Genomic DNA, 20,001 nt, shown 5'->3' with positions numbered 1-20,001 from the left:
CGCGGCGGGCACCGGTCGGCGGTGACCGCTGCGCCTCCCGCGCCGGGCCGGCGGCTGGCGGCCTCCGGGCTGCTGGTCGGCGCCGGCCTGATGGGCGCGGTCGACGAGATCGTCTTCCACCAGCTGCTGCACTGGCACCACCTCTACGACCGGGCCTCCGGCGCGGTCGGGCTGGTCTCCGACGGCGTGCTCCACGCGCTCACCCTGTCGGCGGTGGTCGCCGGGCTCGCGCTGACCGCCGACCTGCGCCGCCGTGGCGCGTTCGACCGGCGACGGTGGACGGCCCTGGTCCTGCTCGGCGCCGGCGGCTTCCAGCTGTGGGACGGCGTCGTGGACCACAAGCTCCTGCGGCTGCACCAGGTGCGCTACGGCGTGGACCTGACCGGTTACGACCTCGCCTGGAACGCCGGCGCGGTGCTCCTGCTGCTCGCCGGGACCGCGCTGCTGCTCCGCGCCCGCCGGAGGCCGGCCCGGTGACCGCGCTGGCCGCGCTGGCGGCCGCCGCCGTGTACGTGGCGGCGAGCGGGCGGTGCCGCGCGCCGTGGCCGCTGGCCCGGACGGCGGCGTTCCTGCTCGCCGCGGGTGCGGCCGCAGCTGGTGCGCAGCTGGCCGGCGACCACGGCGACCTGCGCACCCACATGGCCGGCCACCTGCTGCTCGGGATGGTCTCGCCGCTGCTGCTGGTGCTGGCCGCGCCGGTCACCCTGGCCCTCCGGGTGCTGCCGGTGACCGCGGCGCGGCGGCTGGCGCGGGGACTGCGGACGCCGCTGCCGCGCTGGGCGACCGACCCGCTGGTCGCCGTCCCGCTGCACGCCGCGGGGCTGTGGCTGCTCTACGCCACCGGCCTGCACGCGGCCGCGGCGCACCGGCCCGCGCTCGCGGCGGTCGTGGCGGTGCACCTGCTGGTCAGCGGCACCCTCGCGACGGCGTCGGTGCTCGCCGTCGACCCGGTGCCGCACCCGCGGGGCGTGGGGGTGCGGGCCGGCGCGCTCGCCGCCGGCGCCGCGGCGCACGACGTCCTGGCGCGGTGGCTGTACGCGCACCCGCCGGCCGGGGTGCTGCACGGCGCGGAGGGCGCGCAGCTCATGAACGACGGCGGCACGGTGGTGACCGTCGCCGTCGCCGCGGTGCTGTGGCGGCGCTGGTACGTCAGCCGCGCCGCCGTCCGCGCGGCCGGGCGCCCCACGCATCCCGCTGCCGCGCCAGCATGAGCCCGTGCAGCCCGCTGACCGCTTCGCCGCCCTGGTCGACGCCCTCGCCGGCGAACCCGACGTGACCCCGCCGGACACCGCCGGCCCGCGCCGGTTCGGCTCCCGGGCGCTGAAGGTCGACGGCGCGGCCTTCGCCATGGTGGTCGGCGACGCGGTGGTGCTGAAGCTGCCCGAGGAGCGGGTGTCGGCGCTGCTGGCCGACGGCACGGGCGGCCCGTTCGGCACCGGCCGCGGCCGGCCCTACCGCGAGTGGGTCAGCCTCCCCGAGGGCGAGCCGGGCACCGACCTGCCGCTGGCCCGCGAGGCACTGGAGTTCGCCCGCTCCCTGCGCTGACGCCTCAGACCTCGCCGGCGAGGTACGCGCGGCGCCGGTCGGGCGGGTACCGCTCGATGGCGTAGCGCAGCATCGTGCGCGGCATGCGGCGGTAGCGCGGGGCGAGGAACTGCTCGGCCACCACCCGGTCGCGGTTGCCCACCTCGCGCAGCATCCACCCGACGGCCTTGTGGACCAGGTCGTGCGGGTCGGCCAGCAGCCGGTCGGCCAGGTGCAGCGTGGGCCCGAACCGCCCGGCGCGGATGCCGGCGAACGTGGCCATGACCGCGATCCGGCGGCCCCACACCGACGCGGACGCCGCCAGCTCGTCCAGGACGGCGGGCTCGGCGTCGCCCAGCAGGTACGGCGCCGAGGCGTCGACGAGGTCCCAGTTGTCCACGTGCGCCCGGCACCTCAGGTAGAGGTCGACGACCTCCCGGCGCTCGTCGGCGCCGGCCCTGCCGAACCGCTCGACCAGCACGAACAGCGCGGTCAGCCGCTCCTCGTGCAGCGGACTGCACAGCAGGTCCTCGACGTCGGCCAGGGACGTCGTCGCCGCGTGCCGGCGGGCCACCCGCCGCTGCACCGGGACGCCGATGCCCAGGAACCGGTCCCCCTCGCCGTACCCGCCCGGCCGCGCCTGGAAGTACCGGGCCATCCCCTCGGCCCGCTCCGGGTCGGCCGCCGCGGCCAGCTCGCCGCGGATCGCCGCCGCGGTCATCCCGGGTGGCGGACGGCGAAGGCGGCGAACCGGCGCAGCGACCGGCGCACCCCGGCGACCACGAACGGGCGCACCAGCGGCCAGCCCAGCTGCCCGAGCAGGCCGAACGGTAGCCACAGCTGCTCGGTCCACCCGAAGGTGGTCCCCTCCCCGCGCGGGGTCACCTCGAAGATGCCCGGCCCGCGGACCAGCCGCCCGGTGTGCTGGACGACGACCCGCCGCGGCGGGTCCCACTCGGTGACGACCATGGTGTCCACGACGCCGAGGTGCCGACCGCGCCGCCACGGGAGGCCGGTGCGCGCCACCAGCCGCCCGCCGACCCCGGTGGCCGGGCCGCCGACCGTCTCGACGTCGGTGAGCACCATCCACTCGCCCTGGCGCGTCCAGTCGGTGAGCGCGGCCCACACCCGCTCGGGCGGGGCGTCGACGTCGACGGTCTCGGTCAGCTCACGCATCGGCCGGCGCTCCGTTCTGGTGGCCGGGCGGCGGCGCGTCGGCCCGGGCCGCGTCGGCCGCGGCCACCCGGGCCCGCAGCTCGGCCAGCTCCGCGTCGCGCTCCTCGAGGGTCTGCGCGAGCTGCTCGAGCAGCCAGTCCACCTCGGTCATCCGGTAGCCGCGGGCGGTCACCGAGATCCGCAGCCCCCGGACGTCGGCGGCGGTCACCGGCCGGTCGTCGGGCAGCTCGACCGGCGAGCGGTCCAGGTCGGCGGGCGGCTGGGTCTCCCCCCGGCCGAGCAGCAGCGCGCCGGCGAGGAACACCAGCGCACCGACCACCAGGACGGTGAGGACGAAGACGGCGACGGACAGCACCCGGGATACCTCGGCCGCCCTCAGGCGTCGCTCGGGCCGGTGTCCACGGGGACGCTGCGCATCCCGCCGAGCTCCTCGCCGGACCCGCGGGCGGCCTCGGCCTCCTGGATGACCCGGACGACCTCGTCGACGTCGTCGGTGACGGTGAACAGGTCCAGGTCGGAGGCGTGGATGGTGGCCGCCGGGACCATCGTGTCGCGGATCCAGTCGACCAGGCCCGACCAGTACTCGCTGCCGTACAGCACCACGGGGAAGCGGGTGACCTTGCGGGTCTGGACCAGGGTGAGCGCCTCGAACAGCTCGTCGAGGGTGCCGAACCCGCCGGGCAGGATGACGAACGCCTGCGCGTACTTCACGAACATCGTCTTGCGGACGAAGAAGTAGCGGAACGCGATGCCGACGTCGACCCACTCGTTGAGCTCCTGCTCGAACGGCAGCTCGATGCCCAGGCCCACCGACAGCCCGCCGGACTCCGACGCCCCCCGGTTGGCCGCCTCCATCGCGCCGGGCCCGCCACCGGTGATCACCGCGTACCCCGCCCGGGCCAGCGCCGCCCCGATCTCGACGCCGGCGGCGTAGTGCGCGGAGTCCCGCGGCGTGCGGGCGCTGCCGAAGACGCTGACCGCGCGCGGCAGCTCCGACAGCAGGCCGAAGCCCTCGACGAACTCGCTCTGGATCCGCAGCACCCGCCACGGGTCGGTGTGCACCCAGTCGGTCGGGCCCCGCCGGTCCAGCAGCCGCTGGTCGGTCGTCGTCCCCTGGGTCCGCGGGTCGGGCTCCCCGCCCCGCAGCATGATCGGCCCGCGGTGGCGGGTCGGGCGGGGACGGCGTCCCCCGTTGGCCTCGACGGTCATTCGGAGCTCCTCAGGGCGTGGAGAGGTAGGCGACCAGGGCGTCCTCGGCCGGCTGCAGGCGGTCGATGACGACGTGTTCCTCGCGGGTGTGGGCCAGCTGCGGGTCGCCGGGGCCGTAGTTGACGGCCGGGATGCCGAAGGCGGCGAACCGGGCGACGTCGGTCCAGCCCAGCTTGGCCCGCGCCGGCCGGCCGACCGCGGCGACGAACGCCGCCGCGGCGGGCTCGGCCAGGCCGGGCAGCGCACCGCCGGCGTTGTCGACGACGGTCAGCGTCACGCCGGCGGCGATCGCGTCGGCGAACACCTCGCGGACGTGCGCCTCGGCGGCGCCCTCGTCCCGGTCAGGGGCGTAGCGGAAGTTCACCGTGACGGTGCAGGCGTCGGGGATGACGTTGCCGGCGACGCCGCCCTCGATCCGGACGGCGTTGAGCCCCTCGTGGTAGGTGCAGCCGTCGATCTCGACCTCGCGGGCCCGGTAGCCGGCCAGGGTGGCGAGGATGCCGGCGGCGCCGTGGATCGCGTTCACGCCCAGCCAGCTGCGCGCGCTGTGCGCCCGGCGGCCCGGCACCTCGAGCACCGCCCGCAGGGTCCCCTGGCAGCCGGCCTCGATCTCCCCGTCGGTGGGCTCGAGGAGGATCGCGAGGTCGCCGTAGAGCCAGCCGCGGCGCTCGCGGGCGACCCGGCCCAGGCCGTTCTTGACCGCCTCGACCTCCTCGTTGTCGTAGAAGACGAACGTGAGGTCGTGCGCGGGCTGCGCCCCGGGGACGCCGAAGCGGCCGGCCAGTCGCAGCATCACCGCGTCGCCGGCCTTCATGTCGCTGGTGCCGCAGCCGTGCAGCCGCCCGTCCTCGACCCGGCTGGGCAGGTTGTCGGCGATCGGGACGGTGTCCAGGTGCCCGGCGAGCACCACCCGGCTGGGCCGGTCCAGGTTGGTGCGGGCGAGGACGGCGTCCCCGACCCGCTCCACCTCAAGGCCGCCGAGCCGGCGCAGCGCCGCCTCCACCGCGTCGGCCAGCGCACGCTCGTCCCCCGACACCGAGGGCGTGTCCACCAGCGCGCGGGTGAGCGAGAGGACGTCGGTGGACAGGTCCAGCGCGGGCAGGTCACTCACGGCCACCGAGCCTACGGGCGGCGTGGTTGCCGGGCCGCCGCAGCGCGCTCCGTCACCGGAAGGTCGCGCACCGTTCACCCCCTGGTGTGCCTCGCCGCCGCCGACCGGGGCCGCCCGCGCGCTGGGTAGCGTCGTCCCCGTGACGAACGCCGCCCCGCTCTCCGCCGTCGCCGCCGGCCTGGCCACCGTGACCCCCGCCGGCACGGTGCTCGACACCTGGTACCCCGAGCCGCGCCTGGGCGCCCCCGAGGGCTCGGTCGCCGGCACGACCCGCCTGGGCGCGCTGGAGCTCTCCGGCGAGCTGGGTCCCGACTACGGCGGCCTGGTGCGCAGCGACGAGGCCCGCGGGGTCGAGGTGATCGCCGTCCGCACCGTCATCCCCGACCTGTCCGCGCCGCCGGTCGACACCCACGACGTCTGGCTGCGGCTGCACCTGCTCTCGCACCGGCTGGTCCGCCCGCACGGCGCCGACCTGACCGGCGTCTTCGGCCTGCTGACCAACGTCGCGTGGACCAGCGTCGGCCCGGTGGAGGCCGCGTCGTTCAACCCGCACCGGCTGCGCGCGGCCCACGGGCAGGTGACCGTGTACGGCGTCGACAAGTTCCCGCGGATGGTCGACTACGTCATCCCCTCCGGCGTGCGGGTCGCCGACGGCGACCGGGTGCGGCTCGGCGCGCACCTGGCCGAGGGGACGACGGTCATGCACGAGGGCTTCGTCAACTTCAACGCCGGCACGCTGGGCCCGTCGATGGTCGAGGGCCGGATCAGCGCCGGCGTGGTGGTCGGCGCCGACAGCGACGTCGGCGGCGGCGCCTCGATCATGGGCACCCTCTCCGGCGGCGGGAAGCAGGTCATCTCGATCGGCTCGGGCTGCCTGCTCGGCGCCAACGCCGGCATCGGGATCTCCCTCGGCGACAGGTGCGTCGTCGAGGCCGGCTGCTACGTGACCGCCGGCTCGCGGGTGACCCTGCCCGACGGCTCGGTCGTCAAGGCCGCGGAGCTCTCCGGGCGCGACGGGCTGCTGTTCCGCCGCAACTCGGTGTCCGGCGCGCTCGAGGCGCTCCCCCGCGACGGCGACTGGGGCGCCCTCAACGCCGAGCTGCACAAGAACTGAGAAAGGGCCCCGTCCTCCTCACCTCTCGCAAGTTCGCGGCGAGCCTCTGGACGGGGCCGCTCCGGCGCTCACCCGATGTCGCCGGGGCCGGGGGTCTCGGGGGTGTTGGACGGCGCGGCCGCGGGGTGGGCCAGGTGCTCCAGCAGCGCGACGACGAACTCGCGCGGCCGCTCCACGTGCGGCGAGTGGCCCACGCCGGGGAGGACCACCTCGCGGTACGCGCCGCCGTCCGCGGCGTAGCGGTCGAGGACGGCGCGGGTCTGGGCGACCATCGGCTGCGGCGGGCAGGCCTCCTGACCCGGCCAGCCCGGCACCGCGCCCAGCGCGCCGAGCTGGGCCAGGTCGAACAGCGACGCGTCGGAGACGATCGCGTCGGCGTCCCCGCGGATCCAGAGCACCGGCGGCTTCACCGGCAGGTCCACGACCCCCGAGACGTCGAACACCGTCGGCGCCATCGTGTTGAGCACGCCGCGCCGCCCGGGCGCCACCCCCGGCCAGGTCGCGCAGGTGGCCGGCTCGCCGGGGTAGTGGTCCTCGCCGGTGCGGGTGCTGAGCATCGCGGCGACGAAGACGTCCTCGAGCTGGGGGTCCAGCGGCAGGGAGCCCGGAGCGACGTAGAAGGCCCGCAGGATCGACCGGGGGCTGGTGGGCTCGTCGGCGGTGGTGTCGCCCGCGGCGAGGGCGGCGACGAACCCGGGGTTGGCCGCGCCGGCGCCGGCACCCGCGCCGTCCTCGGACAGCCGCCGTCCCTCGGGGCCGGCGGTGCCGCCGAACCCGTACGGGGAGACCGGGGCGACCAGCGCCACCGAGGCGACCCGCTCCGGGGCGTCCAGCAGGTACTGCAGGACCACGCCGGCGCCCATGCTCCAGCCGACCAGGTGCACCCGCTCGAGGCCGAGCGTCGTGACCAGCGCGGCGAGGTCGTCGGCCCAGTCCCGCACGCCGCGGCCGGCGTCGATCGGCAGCGGGTCGGTGTCGCCGTAGCCCCGCAGGTCCACCGCGAGCGGCCGCACCCGGCCGGTCTCGGCGAGGGCCAGCATCGGCTGCTGCCAGAACAGCGACGAGCTGACGTTGCCGTGCACGAACAGCACCGTCTCGCCGGGGCCGGCCGGGTCGACCCCGTCGGGGTGCAGCACGTTCTGGGTCAGCCGCCCGGTCGGCACGCGGGTGGCGGTGATGCCGGGCAGCAGGACGTCACTCATCGGATCTCCTCACGGGGCGTCGGCGCGCCGACACGCTAGCGACGGACACCTCGGCGCGACACCGCCGCGCGCCCAGGTCGGGCACCTACAGTCGACCAGATGACCAGTGGGCGCAGCGCGACGGTGCAGCGGTCGCCGGCGGCCCGCCGGCCGGCCCGGCGCCCGGCGGCGGCCCGTCGCCCGACCCGCCGGGTGGCCGGACGGCGCCCCTCGTCCGGCCGGCGGGCACCGGCCCGCCGGGCGGCGCGGCGGACCGCGGCCGCCTGGGCGTGGCTCGCGTTCCTGGTCGCCGTGGTGGTGCTCGTGGTGATCGCCGCGACCGCCGACCGGGAGGAGACCGCGCTGTCGACCGCGGAGTGCCGGCTGCCGGCCACCGGGCTGACCCTCACCGGCGAGCAGGTCGCCAACGCCGCGACGATCGCGCAGGTGGGGTACGACCGCGGCCTGCCCCAGCGGGCCGTCGTCATCGCCCTGGCCACGGCCATGCAGGAGTCGGCGCTGCGCAACCTCGACTACGGCGACCGCGACTCCCTCGGGCTGTTCCAGCAGCGGCCGTCGCAGGGCTGGGGCACGCCGGCGCAGGTGCAGGACCCGGTCTACGCAGCCGGCAAGTTCTACGACGGCCTGGTGCAGGTGCCCGGCTGGGAGGACCGCCGGCTGACCGACGCGGCGCAGCTCGTGCAGCGCAGCGGCTTCCCCGAGGCGTACCAGAAGCACGAGGGCATGGCCGTCGAGCTCGCGGCCGCGCTCGGCGGCGACGACTCGCCCTGCGGCTGAGGTCGCGACCCGCGGACGTTCGACCGTGGCGGGACCCGGTCCCCGGGCCCAGGATCCAGGGGTGCCCATCACGGTCGCAGGCCTGCCGGCCCACCCGTTGCTCGTCCACGCGGTCGTCGTCCTGGTCCCGCTGGCGGCACTGGGCGCCGTCACGATCTCGGTCCGCCCGGCGTGGAACCGGCCGTACGGCCCGCTCGTCGCGGCCGCGGCCCTGGCGGCGGCCGGCGCGGCGACGCTGGGCTACTTCGCCGGGGAGCAGCTGCGCGACGCCATCGAGATCACCCCCGGGTTCGTGCCCGTGATCGACGAGCACGCCCGGCGCGGGCTGTGGGCGCTCGTGGCGGTGTGGCCGTTCGCGGTGCTCGCGGTCGCCACGGCGGTGCTGGCCCTCCGCTCGAACCGTCGGGCGGGCCGGGTCGTGGGGGCGCTGTCGGCGCTCGCCGGGGTCGCGGCGCTGGTCACGACGGTGCTCGCCGGGCACTCGGGCTCGTCGGCGGTGTGGGGCGCCGTCACGGGCTAGGGTCGGCACGTGCTCGGCCGCGCCCGGGGCATCGGGCGGTCCCTGGTCCTGTACCACGGCGTGCCCGGCCGGCTCCGGCGGATGGTGCGGTTCTACGGGCAGTTCCTCGGCCCGGGCGACGTCGGCTTCGACATCGGCGCCCACGTGGGCAGCCGGGTGCGCGCCTGGCGGCGGCTGGGCGCGCAGGTGGTGGCGGTCGAGCCGCAGCCGGACTTCCAGCGCATCCTGCGGCTGTTCTTCGGCCGCGACGACGGCGTCACCGTCGTCCCCGGCGCGGTCGGGGCCCGCCCCGGACGGGCACGGCTGGGCATCTCGACGGCGTTCCCGACGGTGTCGTCGATGTCGCCCGACTGGATCGAGTCGGTGGCCACCGACTCGAGCTTCGCCCGCGTCCGGTGGGACCGCTCCGTCGAGGTGGCCGTGGCGACCCTCGACGACCTGATCGCCGTGCACGGCGAGCCGGCCTTCTGCAAGATCGACGTCGAGGGCTTCGAGGTCGAGGTGCTGGAGGGGCTCACCCGCCCGCTGCGCGCGCTGTCCTTCGAGTACCTGCCCCCCGCGCACGACGCGGCCCTCACCGCGCTGGGCCTGGTGGAGCGGCTCGGGGCGGGTGCGGGCGGCTACCGGTACAACTACTCGCCGATCGAGACCATGCGCTTCGCCGCCGACCGCTGGCTCGACGCGGGCGACCTGGTGCGGCTGCTCGAGCGCTTCCGCCCGCTGGGCCGCTCCGGCGACGTCTACGCCCGGCTGGCGGGTGTGCCGACGCCCGCGTCGTAGCCGACGTCCCAGGCGGTGACCACGTCGTCCGCGGTGAGGTGCACGACCCGGTTGCGCAGCGTGATCCCGTCGGCCACCCGGCCGATCCCGAGGTCGCCCACCGCCTCCTTGCCGGCGCCGATGATCTTCGGCGCGGTGCCGATGACGGCCCGGTCGACGAGTCCGCCGCTGAGCAGGGAGGTGATCACCCGCGCGCCGCCCTCGACCAGCAGGCTGCGCACCCCGCGCTCACGCAGCGCCCGCAGGCCGGCGACGAGGTCGACGCCGCCCGGCCCGGCGGGGAGGACGCAGACCCCCGCGCCGGTCGCCCGCACCCGCTGCCGGTCCTCCTCGGGAGCGTGGTCGGTGGTGAGCACGAGCGTGGGCGGTCCGCCCTCCAGCAACAGGGCGCTCGACGGCGTGCGCAGCGTGGAGTCCAGCACCACCCGCAGCGGCGAGGCACCGGGGACGAGCCGGACGGTGAGCCGGGGGTCGTCGCACAGCACCGTGCCGACGCCGACCATCACCGCGTCGCAGGCCGCCCGCAGCGCGTGGGACAGCGCCCGCTCCTCCTCGCCGCTGATCCACTTCGAGTCGCCGCCGGCGGTCGCGATCCGCCCGTCGAGGGTCTGCGCGTACTTCAGGACGACGTACGGGCGGTCGTCCGGCGGGGCGACGTCCCCGAGCAGGGCGGCGGCGTCCGGGGGCGACGTCGGCTCCGGCGCCAGCTCCTCACCGGCCGGCCGGACGTGGCCCAGCCGCTGCTCCTTGGTGCGCAGGTAGGCGGTGTTGCGGCTGTGCGCCGCCGTCCTTAGCGGCTCGGTCGCCGCGACCGTGATCCCGGCCGCCCGCAGCTGGCGCACCTTGTCCGGGTTGTTGGTCAGCAGCCGGACGGCGTCGACGCCCAGCAGGCGCAGGACCGCGGCGCCGTCGTCGTAGCGGCGGTCGTCGACCGGGAGGCCGAGCCGCAGGTTGGCGTCGACGGTGTCGGCGCCCTCGTCCTGCTCGACGTACGCGCGCAGCTTGTCGACCAACCCCACGCCGCGGCCCTCGTGCCCGGTGACGTAGAGCAGCAGGCCCCGCCCCTCGGCGGCGATGCGGCGCAGCGCGAGCCGCAGCTGGATGCCGCAGTCGCAGCGCAGCGACGTGAGCGCGTCCCCGGTCAGGCACTCGGAGTGCAGGCGGGTCAGCACCGCTCCCCCGGCGGCGACCTCGCCCATGGTCAGCGCGAGGTGGACCAGCTGCGGGCGCACCTCGAACGCCCGCACCTGGAACTCACCGAACTGGGTCGGCAGCGCCACACGGACCAGCTCACGCGCGCCGTTCACCCAGGCCTCCTCTCCCCGTCCCGGGTGGAGTCCTCCCGAGTAAAGCGAGGGGCCGCGGCCACGGACAAGGGGAGCCGTGGCGGCGGGTCCTCGTCCGTCGCGGGACCGGCGGGACGTCGCAGCAGCAGCACCGCGGCTCCGGGGAGGCAGGAGACCAGGCTGAGGACGCCGTACACGAGCGCGACGGTGAACCCCGTCGTCGCGCCGAGGCCGGTCGCCCCGAAGCCGAGCGCGGCGACGGCCTCCCGCGGGCCCCAGCCGCCGACGCTGAACGGCAGCGCCATCGCCAGCAGCGCGAGGACCAGCAGCGGCAGCAGGTCGCCGAGCCCGGCCCGCGCTCCCGCGGCGCGCGCGGCGACGACGAACAGCGCGAGGTGCGCGGCCGTCGCGGCGGCCGACGCCAGGACCACCCCCGGCCAGGTGCCGAGGGACAACACCCCGCTGCGGACGGCGGCCAGGCCGGTCCCCAGCGCGGCCCGGGCCCGGACCGCGCGGCCGCCGCGCACCGCCGCGACCCCCAGCACCGCGGCGACGGCGAGGACGACGGCCAGGGTCGCAGCGGCCCCGCGGCCGGGGACCAGGGAGCCGGCCGCGGCCACGAGCAACTCGGGCCGGGTGAGCAGCACACCGACGGCGACGACCACCGTGACCACCAGGCCGGCCGACCGCTCCAGCGCCACCGCCAGGACGCCTCGCCCGACGTCGCCCGCCCGCCGGCCGGAGCTGACCGCCCGGTGGACGTCGCCGAGCACCCCGCCCGGCAGCACGGAGTTGAGGAACAGCGCCCGGTAGCAGTCCGCGACCGCTCCCGGCAACGGCAGGGTCAGCCCCAGACCGCGGGCCACCAGGCACCACCGGCACGCGCTGAGCACCGTGGTCAGCAGGCCGATGCCGAGCGCGGCGAGCACCGCCCTGGCCCCGATCCCGCGGAACCCCTGCACGACGGCGTCGCTGCCGAGGCGCACGAGCAGCGCCGCGACGATGCCGGCGCCGACGAGGAGCCTCAGGTACGGCCAGAGCCGGCGCATCACGGCGTCCGCGCCGGGAGGGCCAGCACGTCGACGTGGCCGACCTGCACCCGCAGCCTCCCGGCGGCGCAGGCGTCGAGCCGGCGGTGCAGGTAGGCGCCGGCGACCCGCGCCAGGTCCGGCTGCTGGGCGCAGGCGGCGCCGATCCACCCGCGCAGCCACTCCTCGGCCAGCGCGGCCCGGTCGGCGCCGAGCAGCCACGGGCTGGGGCGACTCGCCACGGCCGCGCCCCGCCGGACGAAGGCGTCGACGACTGCCGGGCCGGCGTCGGGCCCGAGCAGGCGCCGGCCGCCGGCCTCGCGCCGCTGGTGGGCATCGAAGGCGGCGGCGAACGCGGCGTCGAGCGGATCGGCCGGGGTCAGCCGCACGCGCCCGGTCACCGTCAGGGTGAGGAGGGCGGGGGCGCCCGCCTGCGCGCACGCGGCGGCGAGCGCGTCCACCTCCGCGGCGGTCAGCAGGTCCAGCAGGGCGGAGGCGGTGACCAGGGCCGTGCCGGACAGGTCGGACCCGCGCAGGCCGGTGAGGTCCCCCCGCGACGTCCGGACGGTGACCGGGGCGCCGTCGGCCGCCGGGCCCGGCGGGCGCGTCGCCGCGGCGGCGAGCAGGTCGGGGTCCCGGTCGTGCAGCACCCACACCTGCGGGCCGGGCAGCCGACCGGCGAGCCAGCGGCCCATCGAGCCCGTGCCGCAGCCGAGGTCCCGGACCAGCACGGGAGCGCCGGGCCGGGCCGCGGCCGCCAGGTGTGCGCGCAGCGGCGCGACCAGGTCCGCCGCGCGGGCCGCGGCGTCGGCGTCCTCGCGCAAGGCCAGCCAGGCCGGCGCGCACTCGGGTGCGCCCGGACGGCTCAGCCGGGCGTCCCACGCAGCCGTTCCAGCACCCCGGTCAGGCATCCGACCGTCGCCTCCCACCCGCTGAGGCCGGCGCGGCGTGCCCGCGCGGCCGAACGCAGTTCCTGCCGCAGGCCCGCCTCGCCCAGCCAGCGGCGCACGGCGGCCGCCAGGGCCGGGACGTCGGCCGGTGGCACGAGCAGGCCGGGCACCCGGCCGTCCGGGTCCCGGCCCAGCGACTCCAGCACCCCGCCGGCGGCCGCGGCCAGCACCGGGATACCCCGCGCGAGCGCCTCGGTCACGACCATCCCGTAGGACTCGGCGCGCGAGGGCAGCACCAGCAGGTCGGCGGCGGCGTAGGCCGCCGCCAGGTCCGCCCCCGTCCGCGGCCCGGCCAGCCGCACCCGCCGGTCCAGCCCGGCGCGCTCCACGGCCCCCCGGACGGCGGCGACGTGCGCCGGGTCCCGGCGCAGCGACCCCACCAGCTCGCAGGTCCAGGGCAGGTCGGCGGTGGCGGCGAGGGCCTCGACGAGCAGGTCCTGGCCCTTGGTCGGGGTGACCGCGCCCACGCACAGCAGCCGGCCGCCGCCGTCGGTGCCGGGAGCCGGCGGCGCGGGGTCGACGCCCGGCGGGGCGACGCAGACCCGCCCGGCGTCGAGTCCGTGCTGCTCGACGAGGCGCTGCGCGGTCCACCGGCTGGGCGCCACCACCGCGGCGGCGGCCTGCAGCGTCCGTCGTTCCAGCGCCGCGAGCTCCGCCGCGGACCCGGCCGGCTGCCCCACCTCGTCGCCGAGCGGCAGGTGCACGAGGACGGCGAGGGCCAGCCGGCGGGCCTGCGGGACGACGACGTCGGGGACCCCGCAGCCGACCAGGCCGTCGACGAGCACGGGCGCGCCGTCGGGCAGGGCGGCCAGCGCGCCGGCCAGCGCCGCCCGCGCGGCCGCGTCCGGCCGGGGCCACGTCCCGGGGACGGCGCGCTCGTCCACCGACCAGCCGGCGGCGGCCAGTCCGCGGCCGGCGCGGCGGTCGTACACGTTGCCGCCACTGGGCACCTCCCCGTCGTCGACGTCCCCCGGGACGACGAGGCACACCGAGCGCGGCGCGGTCACAGGGCGCGCTCGTAGCTGGCCCACGCCAGGTGCGACTCGTGCAGCACGACGGTGATCCCGGCCAGGGCGCTCGCGCCCTCCCCGAGGGCGCCCGCGTGCACCCTCTCGGCGAGCCGGTCGGCGACCACCCGGGCGAGGAACTCGGTGGACGTGTTGACCCCGGCGAAGGCCGGCTCGTCGTCGAGGTTGCGGTAGTCGAGGTCGGCCAGCACGGCGCGCAGCTGCGCGGTGGCCAGCCCGATGTCGACGACGATGCCGTCGGCGTCGAGGTCGGCGCGGCGGAACGTCGCGTCCACCACGTACGTGGCGCCGTGCAGCCGCTGGGCCGGGCCGAAGACCTCGCCCCGGAAGCTGTGCGCGATCATGACGTGGTCGCGAACGGTGATCCCGAACACCGTCACCCCTCTCCGTACGTGACCCGCACGCACAGCGCCCGGAGCCCGCCGTCGGCGAGGCGGGGCATGAGCGCGGGCAGGTCCTCGAACCGGCACTCCTCGCTGATCAGCGCGTCGAACGCCGGCTCGGCCAGCAGGCGGAGGGCCAGCGCCAGCCGGTCGCCGAGGCTGCGCCGCGCCCGCCGGGCGGGGGCCACCGCACCGACCTGGGTGCTGCGCACCGCCAGCCGGCGGGAGTGGAACGCCTCGCCCAGCGGCACGGCCACCCGGCGGTCGCCGTACCAGCTCAGCTCGACGACCTCGCCCTCGAAGGCGAGGAGCTCCAGGGCCCGGGCGAGCCCGGCCTCCGTGGCGCTGGCGTGCACCACGAGGTCGCACTCGCCGACCGCCTCGTCCGGGAGGGCGAAACGGACGCCGAGGGCCTCGGCGACGGCCGCCCGCGCGGGGTCGACGTCGACCAGCTGCAGCTCGACCCCCGGGAAGCGGGCCAGCAGCGCGGCGACGCTGCACCCCACCATCCCCGCACCGACGACGGCGATCCGGTCGCCGATCCGCGGAGCCGCGTCCCAGAGCGCGTTGACCGCGGTCTCCACGGTCCCGGCGAGGACGGCGCGCTCCGGTGGCACCCCGTCGGGGATCGGCGTCACCGCCGCGGCCGGCACCACGTAGCGCGTCTGGTGCGGGTACAGGCAGAAGACCGCCCGGCCCCGCAGGTCGGCGGGGCCGTGCTCGACCACGCCCACGTTGAGGTAGCCGTACTCCACCGGCCCAGGGAACTCGCCGACCTGGAACGGCGCCCGCATCGCCGTGTGCTGGCTCTCCGGGACCCCGCCGCGGAAGACCAGCGTCTCGGTGCCCCGGCTCACCCCCGACCACAGGGTCCGCACCTCGACGTCGCCGTCCGCGGCCGGGGGGACGGCGACGGTGCGGATCTCGCCCTCGCCGGGGGCCCGGAGCCAGAAGGCGCGCGCCGTCCGATCCACGTCGCTCCTCCCCGGAGGGGTCGTGGACCCACGCCTCGGATCCGTGTCCGGCAGTGTGTCCGTGCCGACGCGCTGTGACTAGAGTCACACCGATGATGCCCGGCCGGGTGCGGACGGAACTGCAACTGTCCGCCGCGGTCGGCGCCCTGGGGGTCCTGCTCGCCGCGCTCTCGGCCGGGGCCGGGCTGGGGCCGGCGGGGTGGGTGGCCGGCGGCGTGTACGGCACCGGCCTGTGGGTGCTGCTGGCCGCCGCCGCCCGGCGGGCCGGCACCGCCACGCTGGGACCGGCCGACCTGGTCACGCTGGCGCGCGCGGTGCTGGTGGGGGGCGCCGCCGCCCTGGTCACCGACGGTCTCCGGGACGGCGACGTCGCTCGCGCGGCGCTCGTCCTCGTCTCCTCGGTCGCGCTGGCCCTCGACGCCGTGGACGGCCGGGTGGCGCGGCGCAGCGGGACGACGTCGGCCCTCGGCGCCCGCTTCGACATGGAGGTCGACAGCGTCCTCGTCCTGGTCCTCAGCGTCGTCGTGGCCACGGTGCTCGGCCCGTGGGTGCTCCTCATCGGCGCGATGCGCTACGCCTTCGTCGCGGCGAGCTGGGCCGCGCCGTGGCTGCGGGCGCCGCTGCCGACGCGGCACTCCGCCAAGGCCGTGGCCGCGCTGCAGGGCGTCGTCCTGGTGACCGCCGCCGCCGACGTCCTGCCCCGTCCGGTCGCAGCCGCGCTGGTGGGGGTGGCGCTGGCGCTGCTGATCTGGTCCTTCGGCCGGTCGGTCCGCTGGCTGCGGCGGCACACCCGTTCCCCGGCGCCCGCCGAGGACCCTGGGCCCGCGGTGTGGCGCCGGTTCCTGGCGGTGGCGGTCACTGCGCTGGCCGCCGGCCTCGTGCTCGTTGCCCTGGTGGCCCCGCCCGAGCCGGCGTCGCTGACCCCCGGTGCCTTCGTGCGCATCCCGGTCGAGGGGCTGGTCGGCGCCGCCGTCCTGCTGGTCGTGCCGGGCCGGTCCCGGCGGGTCGTCGCCGTGCTCGGCGGGCTGGCCCTCGGTGCGCTGGCCCTGCTCAAGGTCCTCGACGCGGGGTTCACCGCCTTCCTCGGGCGGCCGTTCGACCCGGTCGTCGACTGGACGACGATCGGCCTGGCGGTGGCCTACGTCGACGGGTCGAGCGGCCGCGCCGCGGCGACCGGCGCCGTGGTGGCCGCGGTCGGCACCGCCGCCGCGGTGCTCGTGCTCCTGCCGGCCGCGGTGCTGCGGCTCTCGCGGCTGCTGCGCCGTCGGCGGTCGGCCGCGGCGCGGACCCTGGCCGCGCTGGGCACCGCGTGGGTGGTCTGCGCCGTGCTGGGCGCCCAGCTCGTCCCCAACGTGCCCGTCGCGGCCGCCACCGCGGCGGCCATGGTCCACGACCGGGTGGCGCAGGTGCGGGCGGACCTGCGGGACCGGCAGGCCTTCGCCGCGCAGGTGGGGGTGGACGCCTTCGCCGGCGTGCCCGGCGACCAGCTGCTGACCGCGCTGCGCGGCAAGGACGTCGTCCTGGCCGTCGTGGAGAGCTTCGGGAGGGACGCGGCCCAGGACCCCGGCGTCGGCGCCGCGCTGGACGAGGGCACCGGGCGGCTGGCCGCGGCCGGGTTCTCCGCCCGGAGCGCCTTCCTCACCTCACCCACGACCGGCGCCTACAGCTGGCTGGCGCACTCCACGCTGCAGTCCGGCCTGTGGGTCGACGACGAGGAGCGCTACCGCACGCTGGTGGCCGGCGACCGGCTCACCCTGACCGGCGCCTTCCACCGCGCCGGCTGGCGCACCGTCGCGGTCATGCCGGGGACCACCCGGGCGTGGCCGGAGGCGGCGTTCTACGGCTACGACCGGGTGTACGCCGCTGCCGACCTGGGCTACCGCGGCCCGGACCACGGCTGGCCGACCATCCCCGACCAGTTCACCCTGGCCGCCTTCGAGCGCCTGGAGCACGCCGCGCCGGACCGCCCGCCGCTGATGGCGGAGGTCGTCCTCACCACCAGTCACGCGCCCTGGCAGTTCATCCCCCGGATCGTCGGCTGGGACGAGGTCGGCGACGGCTCGGTCTTCGACGGCATGCCGGCCGAGGGCGAGCCGGACGTCCTCTGGCGGGCCGACCGGGCCCGCCTGCAGGACGCCCACCGCCGGTCGGTCGAGTACACCCTCGGCTGCCTCGTCTCGTTCGTGACCGCCCGCGGGGACGACGACCTCGTGCTCGTCGTCGTCGGCGACCACCAGGCCCCGCTGGTCACCCCCGCCGACGGCGACGCGGACGTGCCGATCACCGTCGTGACCCGGGACCGGGCCGTTCTGGACCGGGTCGCCGGCTGGGGGTGGCAGGAGGGGCTGCGGCCGGGGCCGGGCGCGCCCGTGGCGCGGATGGACACCTTCCGCGACCGGTTCCTCACCACCTTCGGCCCCGGCTAGTTGAAGGACCCCGTCCTCCCCACCCCTCGCAAGCTCGGGGCGGTGCCCTGGACGGGGCCACCACCGCGCCGGCTCAGCGCGCCGGCCAGGGCCGCCAGGTGCGGGTCGGCGCGGCGGTGGTCCTGCGCGGTCCACACCAGCCCCACCGCGGCGCTGACCAGCCCCCAGCCCCGGGCCCGCTCCGCCGGCACCCCCAGCGCCGCGGCCAGCAGCGCGACCCGGCGGTCCACGAGCGCGGCGAGGTCGGGCAGCGCGGCCCACGGTCGCGGTGGGTTGAGCAACGCCGTCCCCGCGTCCAGCGCGGGCTCGGCCCACACGCCGTGCGGGTCGACCGCCACCCAGTCCTCCCCGTCGCGCAGCACGTTGGCCGGGTGCAGGTCGCCGTGGCAGAGCACCGGGGCGGCCGCGGTGGCCAGCAGCCGCTCGAGCACGTCGGCCGCCCGCGCGGTCAGCCCCGCGGGCACCAGCGGGTGGCCGTCGCGCAGCAGGGTGATCCGGCGCCGGGCGTCGGGCACGCCGTCCGGTCGTGCCGCACCGCTGCCGTGCAGCCGGCGGGCGACCGCGGCCAGCACGGGCAGCGCCCGGTCGTCCGGCAGCGCGCACAGGTCCGTGCCGGGCCGGGCGGCGCGCAGCAGCAGCGACGCGGTCCCGCCGTCGTCGGGCACGGCGGCCAGCAGGTCGACCGCGCCGCAGCCGCGCCACGCGGCCAGCGTCGCCGCCTCCGGGTCGAGCGCACCGGCCGGGGCCAGCTTGAGCACGACCGCCGCGCCGTCGGACCGGACGGCGGGGGCCACCCAGGCGGAGGTCGCCGGGTAGGGGAGCCCCACGTCGAGCGCCCAGCGCGCCGCCGCCCGCCCGACCGCGGCGGGCAGGCCGGCGAGCCACGCGCGCCCGGCCGCACCGTGGACGTCGCCCACCGCCGCGGCCAGCGCGGGCGGGACCACGACGGCGGTCATGCCGTCAGGCTCGCCCCGCGGAGCTCAGCCCGCCAGGCGCTCCACCGCGGCGGCGATGCGGTCGTCGGTCGCGGTCAGCGCCATGCGCACGTGGCGGGCCCCGGCCGGCCCGTAGAAGGTGCCCGGAGCGGCGACGATCCCGAGACCGGCCAGCCAGTCGATCGTCGTCCAGCAGTCCTCGTCCCGGGTGACCCACAGGTAGAGGCCGGCCTCGGAGTGGTCGATCCGGGCACCGGCCCGCCGGAGCGCGGCGGCCAGCTGCTCCCGGCGCGCCCGGTACCGCTCCCGCTGCGCGTCGACGTGCGCGTCGTCGGCCAGCCCGGCGGTCATGGCGACCTGCACGGGGGTGGGCACCAGCAGGCCGAGGTGCCGGCGGACCTCCCACACGGTGCGCACCAGCGCCGGGTCCCCGGACAGCAGCCCGGCCCGGTACCCCGCCGCGGTGGACTGCTTGGACAGCGAGTGCACCGCCAGCAGGCCGGTGTGGTCGGGCCCGGCGACGTCGGGGTGCAGGATCGAGCGCGGCGCGACGTCCCAGCCGAGGGTGATGTAGCACTCGTCGGCGACGACCGGGATGCCGTGCGCCCGGCCCCACGCCACCCACGCCCGCAGCTGGTCGTCGGTCAGCACCCGCCCGTGCGGATTGCCCGGGGAGTTCAGCCAGGCCAGCACGATGCCGGTCGCGTCGTCCGGCGGCGTGTCGGTGCGGCGCACCGCGAGGCCGGCCAGCACCGCGCCGACCTCGTAGGTCGGGTAGGCGACCTCGGGGACGACGACGGTGCCCCCGCCGCGCAGGCCCAGCATGGTGGGCAGCAGCGCGACCAGCTCCTTGGAGCCGATGGTGGGGATCACCGAGGGGTCGGCGCCCAGCGGGTCGGCCAGGTGGACGCCGAGCCGGCGCCGCAGCCACTCCGCCGCCGCCGTCCGCACGTCGGTGGTGCCCAGCGCGGTCGGGTAGCCCGGGGCGTTGCCGGCACCGGCCAGCGCCGCGGCGAGCACCTCAGGGGTGTCGTCGACCGGCGTCCCGATGGAGAGGTCCACGACGCCGCCCGGGTGCCGGGCTGCCTTGGCCCGCGCCCCGACCAGGGAGTCCCAGGGGAAGTCCGGCAGCCTGCCGGCCGCCGTCCCCTCGACGGTGGTCGTCAGTGCCCTTCCGCCTGGGGCGGCAGCGCGGCCACGAGCGGGTGGTCCTTGGCGATCTTGCCGGTCTTCGCGGCGCCGCCGGGGCTGCCCAGGTCGGAGAAGAACTCCACGTTGGCGTTGTAGAAGTCCTTCCACTTGTCCGGGACGTCGTCCTCGTAGTAGATGGCCTCCACCGGGCACACCGGCTCGCAGGCGCCGCAGTCCACGCACTCGTCGGGGTGGATGTAGAGCATCCGGTCGCCCTCGTAGATGCAGTCCACCGGGCACTCGTCGATGCACGCCTTGTCGAGGACGTCGACGCAGGGCTGGGTGATGACGTAGGTCACGGTGGTTCCCTCCCGGGGACGCGCAGGCAGTGACCGCCGGATCGCCGGGGTCGTCGTTCGCGAGATCAGTATGGCGCGTCGCCTGCGT

The 20,001-nt window shown here is 77.4% G+C and carries 23 protein-coding genes; 8 read left to right on the top strand and 15 right to left on the bottom strand.

The window, feature by feature from the left end; translation table 11 throughout:
- Positions 1 to 21: 21 nt before the first annotated feature.
- The 3 genes from ACI79D_RS13040 to ACI79D_RS13030 are packed head-to-tail and all read left to right on the top strand — an operon-like array spanning position 22 to position 1,545.
- A complete protein-coding gene (locus ACI79D_RS13040) occupies positions 22 to 477 on the top strand; it encodes a DUF2243 domain-containing protein (protein ID WP_456918844.1) in 456 nt (151 codons plus the stop codon).
- Complete coding sequence (locus ACI79D_RS13035; RefSeq protein ID WP_456918843.1) at positions 474 to 1,211, top strand: cytochrome c oxidase assembly protein; 738 nt, start codon at positions 474 to 476, stop codon at positions 1,209 to 1,211. The genes ACI79D_RS13040 and ACI79D_RS13035 overlap by 4 nt, the downstream gene beginning before the upstream one ends.
- 4 nt (positions 1,212 to 1,215) lie before the next feature.
- Positions 1,216 to 1,545 carry a hypothetical protein gene (locus ACI79D_RS13030; protein WP_456918842.1) on the top strand — a complete coding sequence of 110 codons (330 nt, stop codon included), beginning with the start codon at positions 1,216 to 1,218 and terminating at the stop codon, positions 1,543 to 1,545.
- 4 nt (positions 1,546 to 1,549) lie between these two features.
- On the opposite strand, the gene ACI79D_RS13025 is transcribed toward ACI79D_RS13030, so the two are convergent.
- The 5 genes from ACI79D_RS13025 to dapE are packed head-to-tail and all read right to left on the bottom strand — an operon-like array spanning position 1,550 to position 5,020.
- Positions 1,550 to 2,245 (bottom strand): DNA alkylation repair protein, encoded by a 696-nt coding sequence (locus ACI79D_RS13025; protein WP_456918841.1) that lies wholly within the window; start codon positions 2,243 to 2,245, stop codon positions 1,550 to 1,552.
- On the bottom strand, positions 2,242 to 2,700 hold the full coding sequence (locus tag ACI79D_RS13020) for an SRPBCC family protein (protein ID WP_456918840.1): 459 nt from the start codon (positions 2,698 to 2,700) through the stop codon (positions 2,242 to 2,244). Before ACI79D_RS13020 ends, ACI79D_RS13025 begins: the two co-directional genes overlap by 4 nt.
- Complete coding sequence (locus tag ACI79D_RS13015) at positions 2,693 to 3,055, bottom strand: DivIVA domain-containing protein (protein WP_456918839.1); 363 nt, start codon at positions 3,053 to 3,055, stop codon at positions 2,693 to 2,695. The genes ACI79D_RS13020 and ACI79D_RS13015 overlap by 8 nt, the downstream gene beginning before the upstream one ends.
- Before the next feature lie 20 nt (positions 3,056 to 3,075).
- A complete protein-coding gene (locus ACI79D_RS13010; protein WP_456918838.1) occupies positions 3,076 to 3,909 on the bottom strand; it encodes an LOG family protein in 834 nt (277 codons plus the stop codon).
- Between the two features lie 10 nt (positions 3,910 to 3,919).
- On the bottom strand, positions 3,920 to 5,020 hold the full coding sequence (gene dapE / locus ACI79D_RS13005; RefSeq protein WP_456918837.1) for a succinyl-diaminopimelate desuccinylase: 1,101 nt from the start codon (positions 5,018 to 5,020) through the stop codon (positions 3,920 to 3,922).
- 139 nt (positions 5,021 to 5,159) lie between these two features.
- Here dapE and dapD point away from each other — a divergent pair, with 139 nt between their 5' ends.
- Positions 5,160 to 6,134: a 2,3,4,5-tetrahydropyridine-2,6-dicarboxylate N-succinyltransferase gene (dapD, locus tag ACI79D_RS13000; RefSeq protein ID WP_456918835.1), complete on the top strand. Its 975-nt coding sequence runs from the start codon at positions 5,160 to 5,162 to the stop codon at positions 6,132 to 6,134.
- Between the two features lie 68 nt (positions 6,135 to 6,202).
- Here the strand turns inward: dapD and ACI79D_RS12995 are convergent, their stop codons facing one another.
- Positions 6,203 to 7,336 (bottom strand): alpha/beta fold hydrolase, encoded by a 1,134-nt coding sequence (locus tag ACI79D_RS12995; RefSeq protein ID WP_456918834.1) that lies wholly within the window; start codon positions 7,334 to 7,336, stop codon positions 6,203 to 6,205.
- Between the two features lie 99 nt (positions 7,337 to 7,435).
- On the opposite strand from ACI79D_RS12995, the gene ACI79D_RS12990 reads away from it, so the two are divergent.
- The 3 genes from ACI79D_RS12990 to ACI79D_RS12980 all read left to right on the top strand — a co-directional run bounded on the left by ACI79D_RS12990 (position 7,436) and on the right by ACI79D_RS12980 (position 9,413).
- A complete protein-coding gene (locus ACI79D_RS12990) occupies positions 7,436 to 8,113 on the top strand; it encodes a hypothetical protein (protein WP_456918833.1) in 678 nt (225 codons plus the stop codon).
- 61 nt (positions 8,114 to 8,174) lie between these two features.
- A complete protein-coding gene (locus ACI79D_RS12985; RefSeq protein ID WP_456918832.1) occupies positions 8,175 to 8,633 on the top strand; it encodes a DUF2231 domain-containing protein in 459 nt (152 codons plus the stop codon).
- 9 nt (positions 8,634 to 8,642) lie between these two features.
- Positions 8,643 to 9,413, top strand: a complete 771-nt coding sequence (locus ACI79D_RS12980; RefSeq protein WP_456918831.1) for an FkbM family methyltransferase — start codon at positions 8,643 to 8,645, stop codon at positions 9,411 to 9,413.
- On the opposite strand, the gene ribA is transcribed toward ACI79D_RS12980, so the two are convergent.
- From ribA to ACI79D_RS12950, 6 genes are read right to left on the bottom strand one after another with little or no spacing between them, the layout of a single operon-like run.
- On the bottom strand, positions 9,374 to 10,720 hold the full coding sequence (gene ribA / locus ACI79D_RS12975; RefSeq protein WP_456918830.1) for a GTP cyclohydrolase II: 1,347 nt from the start codon (positions 10,718 to 10,720) through the stop codon (positions 9,374 to 9,376). The genes ACI79D_RS12980 and ribA overlap by 40 nt on opposite strands.
- Positions 10,717 to 11,748, bottom strand: coding sequence for a lysylphosphatidylglycerol synthase transmembrane domain-containing protein (locus ACI79D_RS12970; RefSeq protein WP_456918829.1), 1,032 nt, complete (start codon positions 11,746 to 11,748; stop codon positions 10,717 to 10,719). The genes ribA and ACI79D_RS12970 overlap by 4 nt, the downstream gene beginning before the upstream one ends.
- The gene (locus ACI79D_RS12965) at positions 11,748 to 12,638 is read right to left on the bottom strand and encodes a hypothetical protein (protein WP_456918828.1); all 891 of its coding nucleotides are present in this window, start codon (positions 12,636 to 12,638) and stop codon (positions 11,748 to 11,750) included. Before ACI79D_RS12965 ends, ACI79D_RS12970 begins: the two co-directional genes overlap by 1 nt.
- Positions 12,593 to 13,684 (bottom strand): glycosyltransferase family 4 protein, encoded by a 1,092-nt coding sequence (locus tag ACI79D_RS12960; RefSeq protein ID WP_456918827.1) that lies wholly within the window; start codon positions 13,682 to 13,684, stop codon positions 12,593 to 12,595. The genes ACI79D_RS12965 and ACI79D_RS12960 overlap by 46 nt, the downstream gene beginning before the upstream one ends.
- Positions 13,681 to 14,085 (bottom strand): 6-pyruvoyl trahydropterin synthase family protein, encoded by a 405-nt coding sequence (locus ACI79D_RS12955; RefSeq protein ID WP_456918826.1) that lies wholly within the window; start codon positions 14,083 to 14,085, stop codon positions 13,681 to 13,683. Before ACI79D_RS12955 ends, ACI79D_RS12960 begins: the two co-directional genes overlap by 4 nt.
- Positions 14,082 to 15,062, bottom strand: coding sequence for a zinc-dependent alcohol dehydrogenase (locus tag ACI79D_RS12950; RefSeq protein ID WP_456918825.1), 981 nt, complete (start codon positions 15,060 to 15,062; stop codon positions 14,082 to 14,084). The genes ACI79D_RS12955 and ACI79D_RS12950 overlap by 4 nt, the downstream gene beginning before the upstream one ends.
- 107 nt (positions 15,063 to 15,169) lie before the next feature.
- Between ACI79D_RS12950 and ACI79D_RS12945 the strand changes: the two genes are divergently transcribed.
- Positions 15,170 to 17,488 (top strand): CDP-alcohol phosphatidyltransferase family protein, encoded by a 2,319-nt coding sequence (locus ACI79D_RS12945; protein ID WP_456918824.1) that lies wholly within the window; start codon positions 15,170 to 15,172, stop codon positions 17,486 to 17,488.
- Here ACI79D_RS12945 and ACI79D_RS12940 read toward each other — a convergent pair.
- The 3 genes from ACI79D_RS12940 to fdxA are packed head-to-tail and all read right to left on the bottom strand — an operon-like array spanning position 17,485 to position 19,913.
- Positions 17,485 to 18,444 (bottom strand): aminoglycoside phosphotransferase family protein, encoded by a 960-nt coding sequence (locus tag ACI79D_RS12940; protein ID WP_456918823.1) that lies wholly within the window; start codon positions 18,442 to 18,444, stop codon positions 17,485 to 17,487. The two genes, ACI79D_RS12945 and ACI79D_RS12940, sit on opposite strands and share 4 nt — an antisense overlap.
- Before the next feature lie 24 nt (positions 18,445 to 18,468).
- Entirely contained in the window at positions 18,469 to 19,554 is a 1,086-nt protein-coding gene (gene dapC / locus ACI79D_RS12935) for a succinyldiaminopimelate transaminase (protein ID WP_456918861.1), read from the bottom strand.
- A 32-nt stretch (positions 19,555 to 19,586) separates the two neighbouring features.
- A complete protein-coding gene (gene fdxA / locus ACI79D_RS12930; protein WP_344689634.1) occupies positions 19,587 to 19,913 on the bottom strand; it encodes a ferredoxin in 327 nt (108 codons plus the stop codon).
- Positions 19,914 to 20,001: the final 88 nt, after the last annotated feature.

The organism is Geodermatophilus sp. SYSU D00708, from assembly GCF_054050115.1.
Note: the sequence above shows the minus strand (reverse complement) of the source record. Positions and strands in the feature narration are given on the sequence as shown.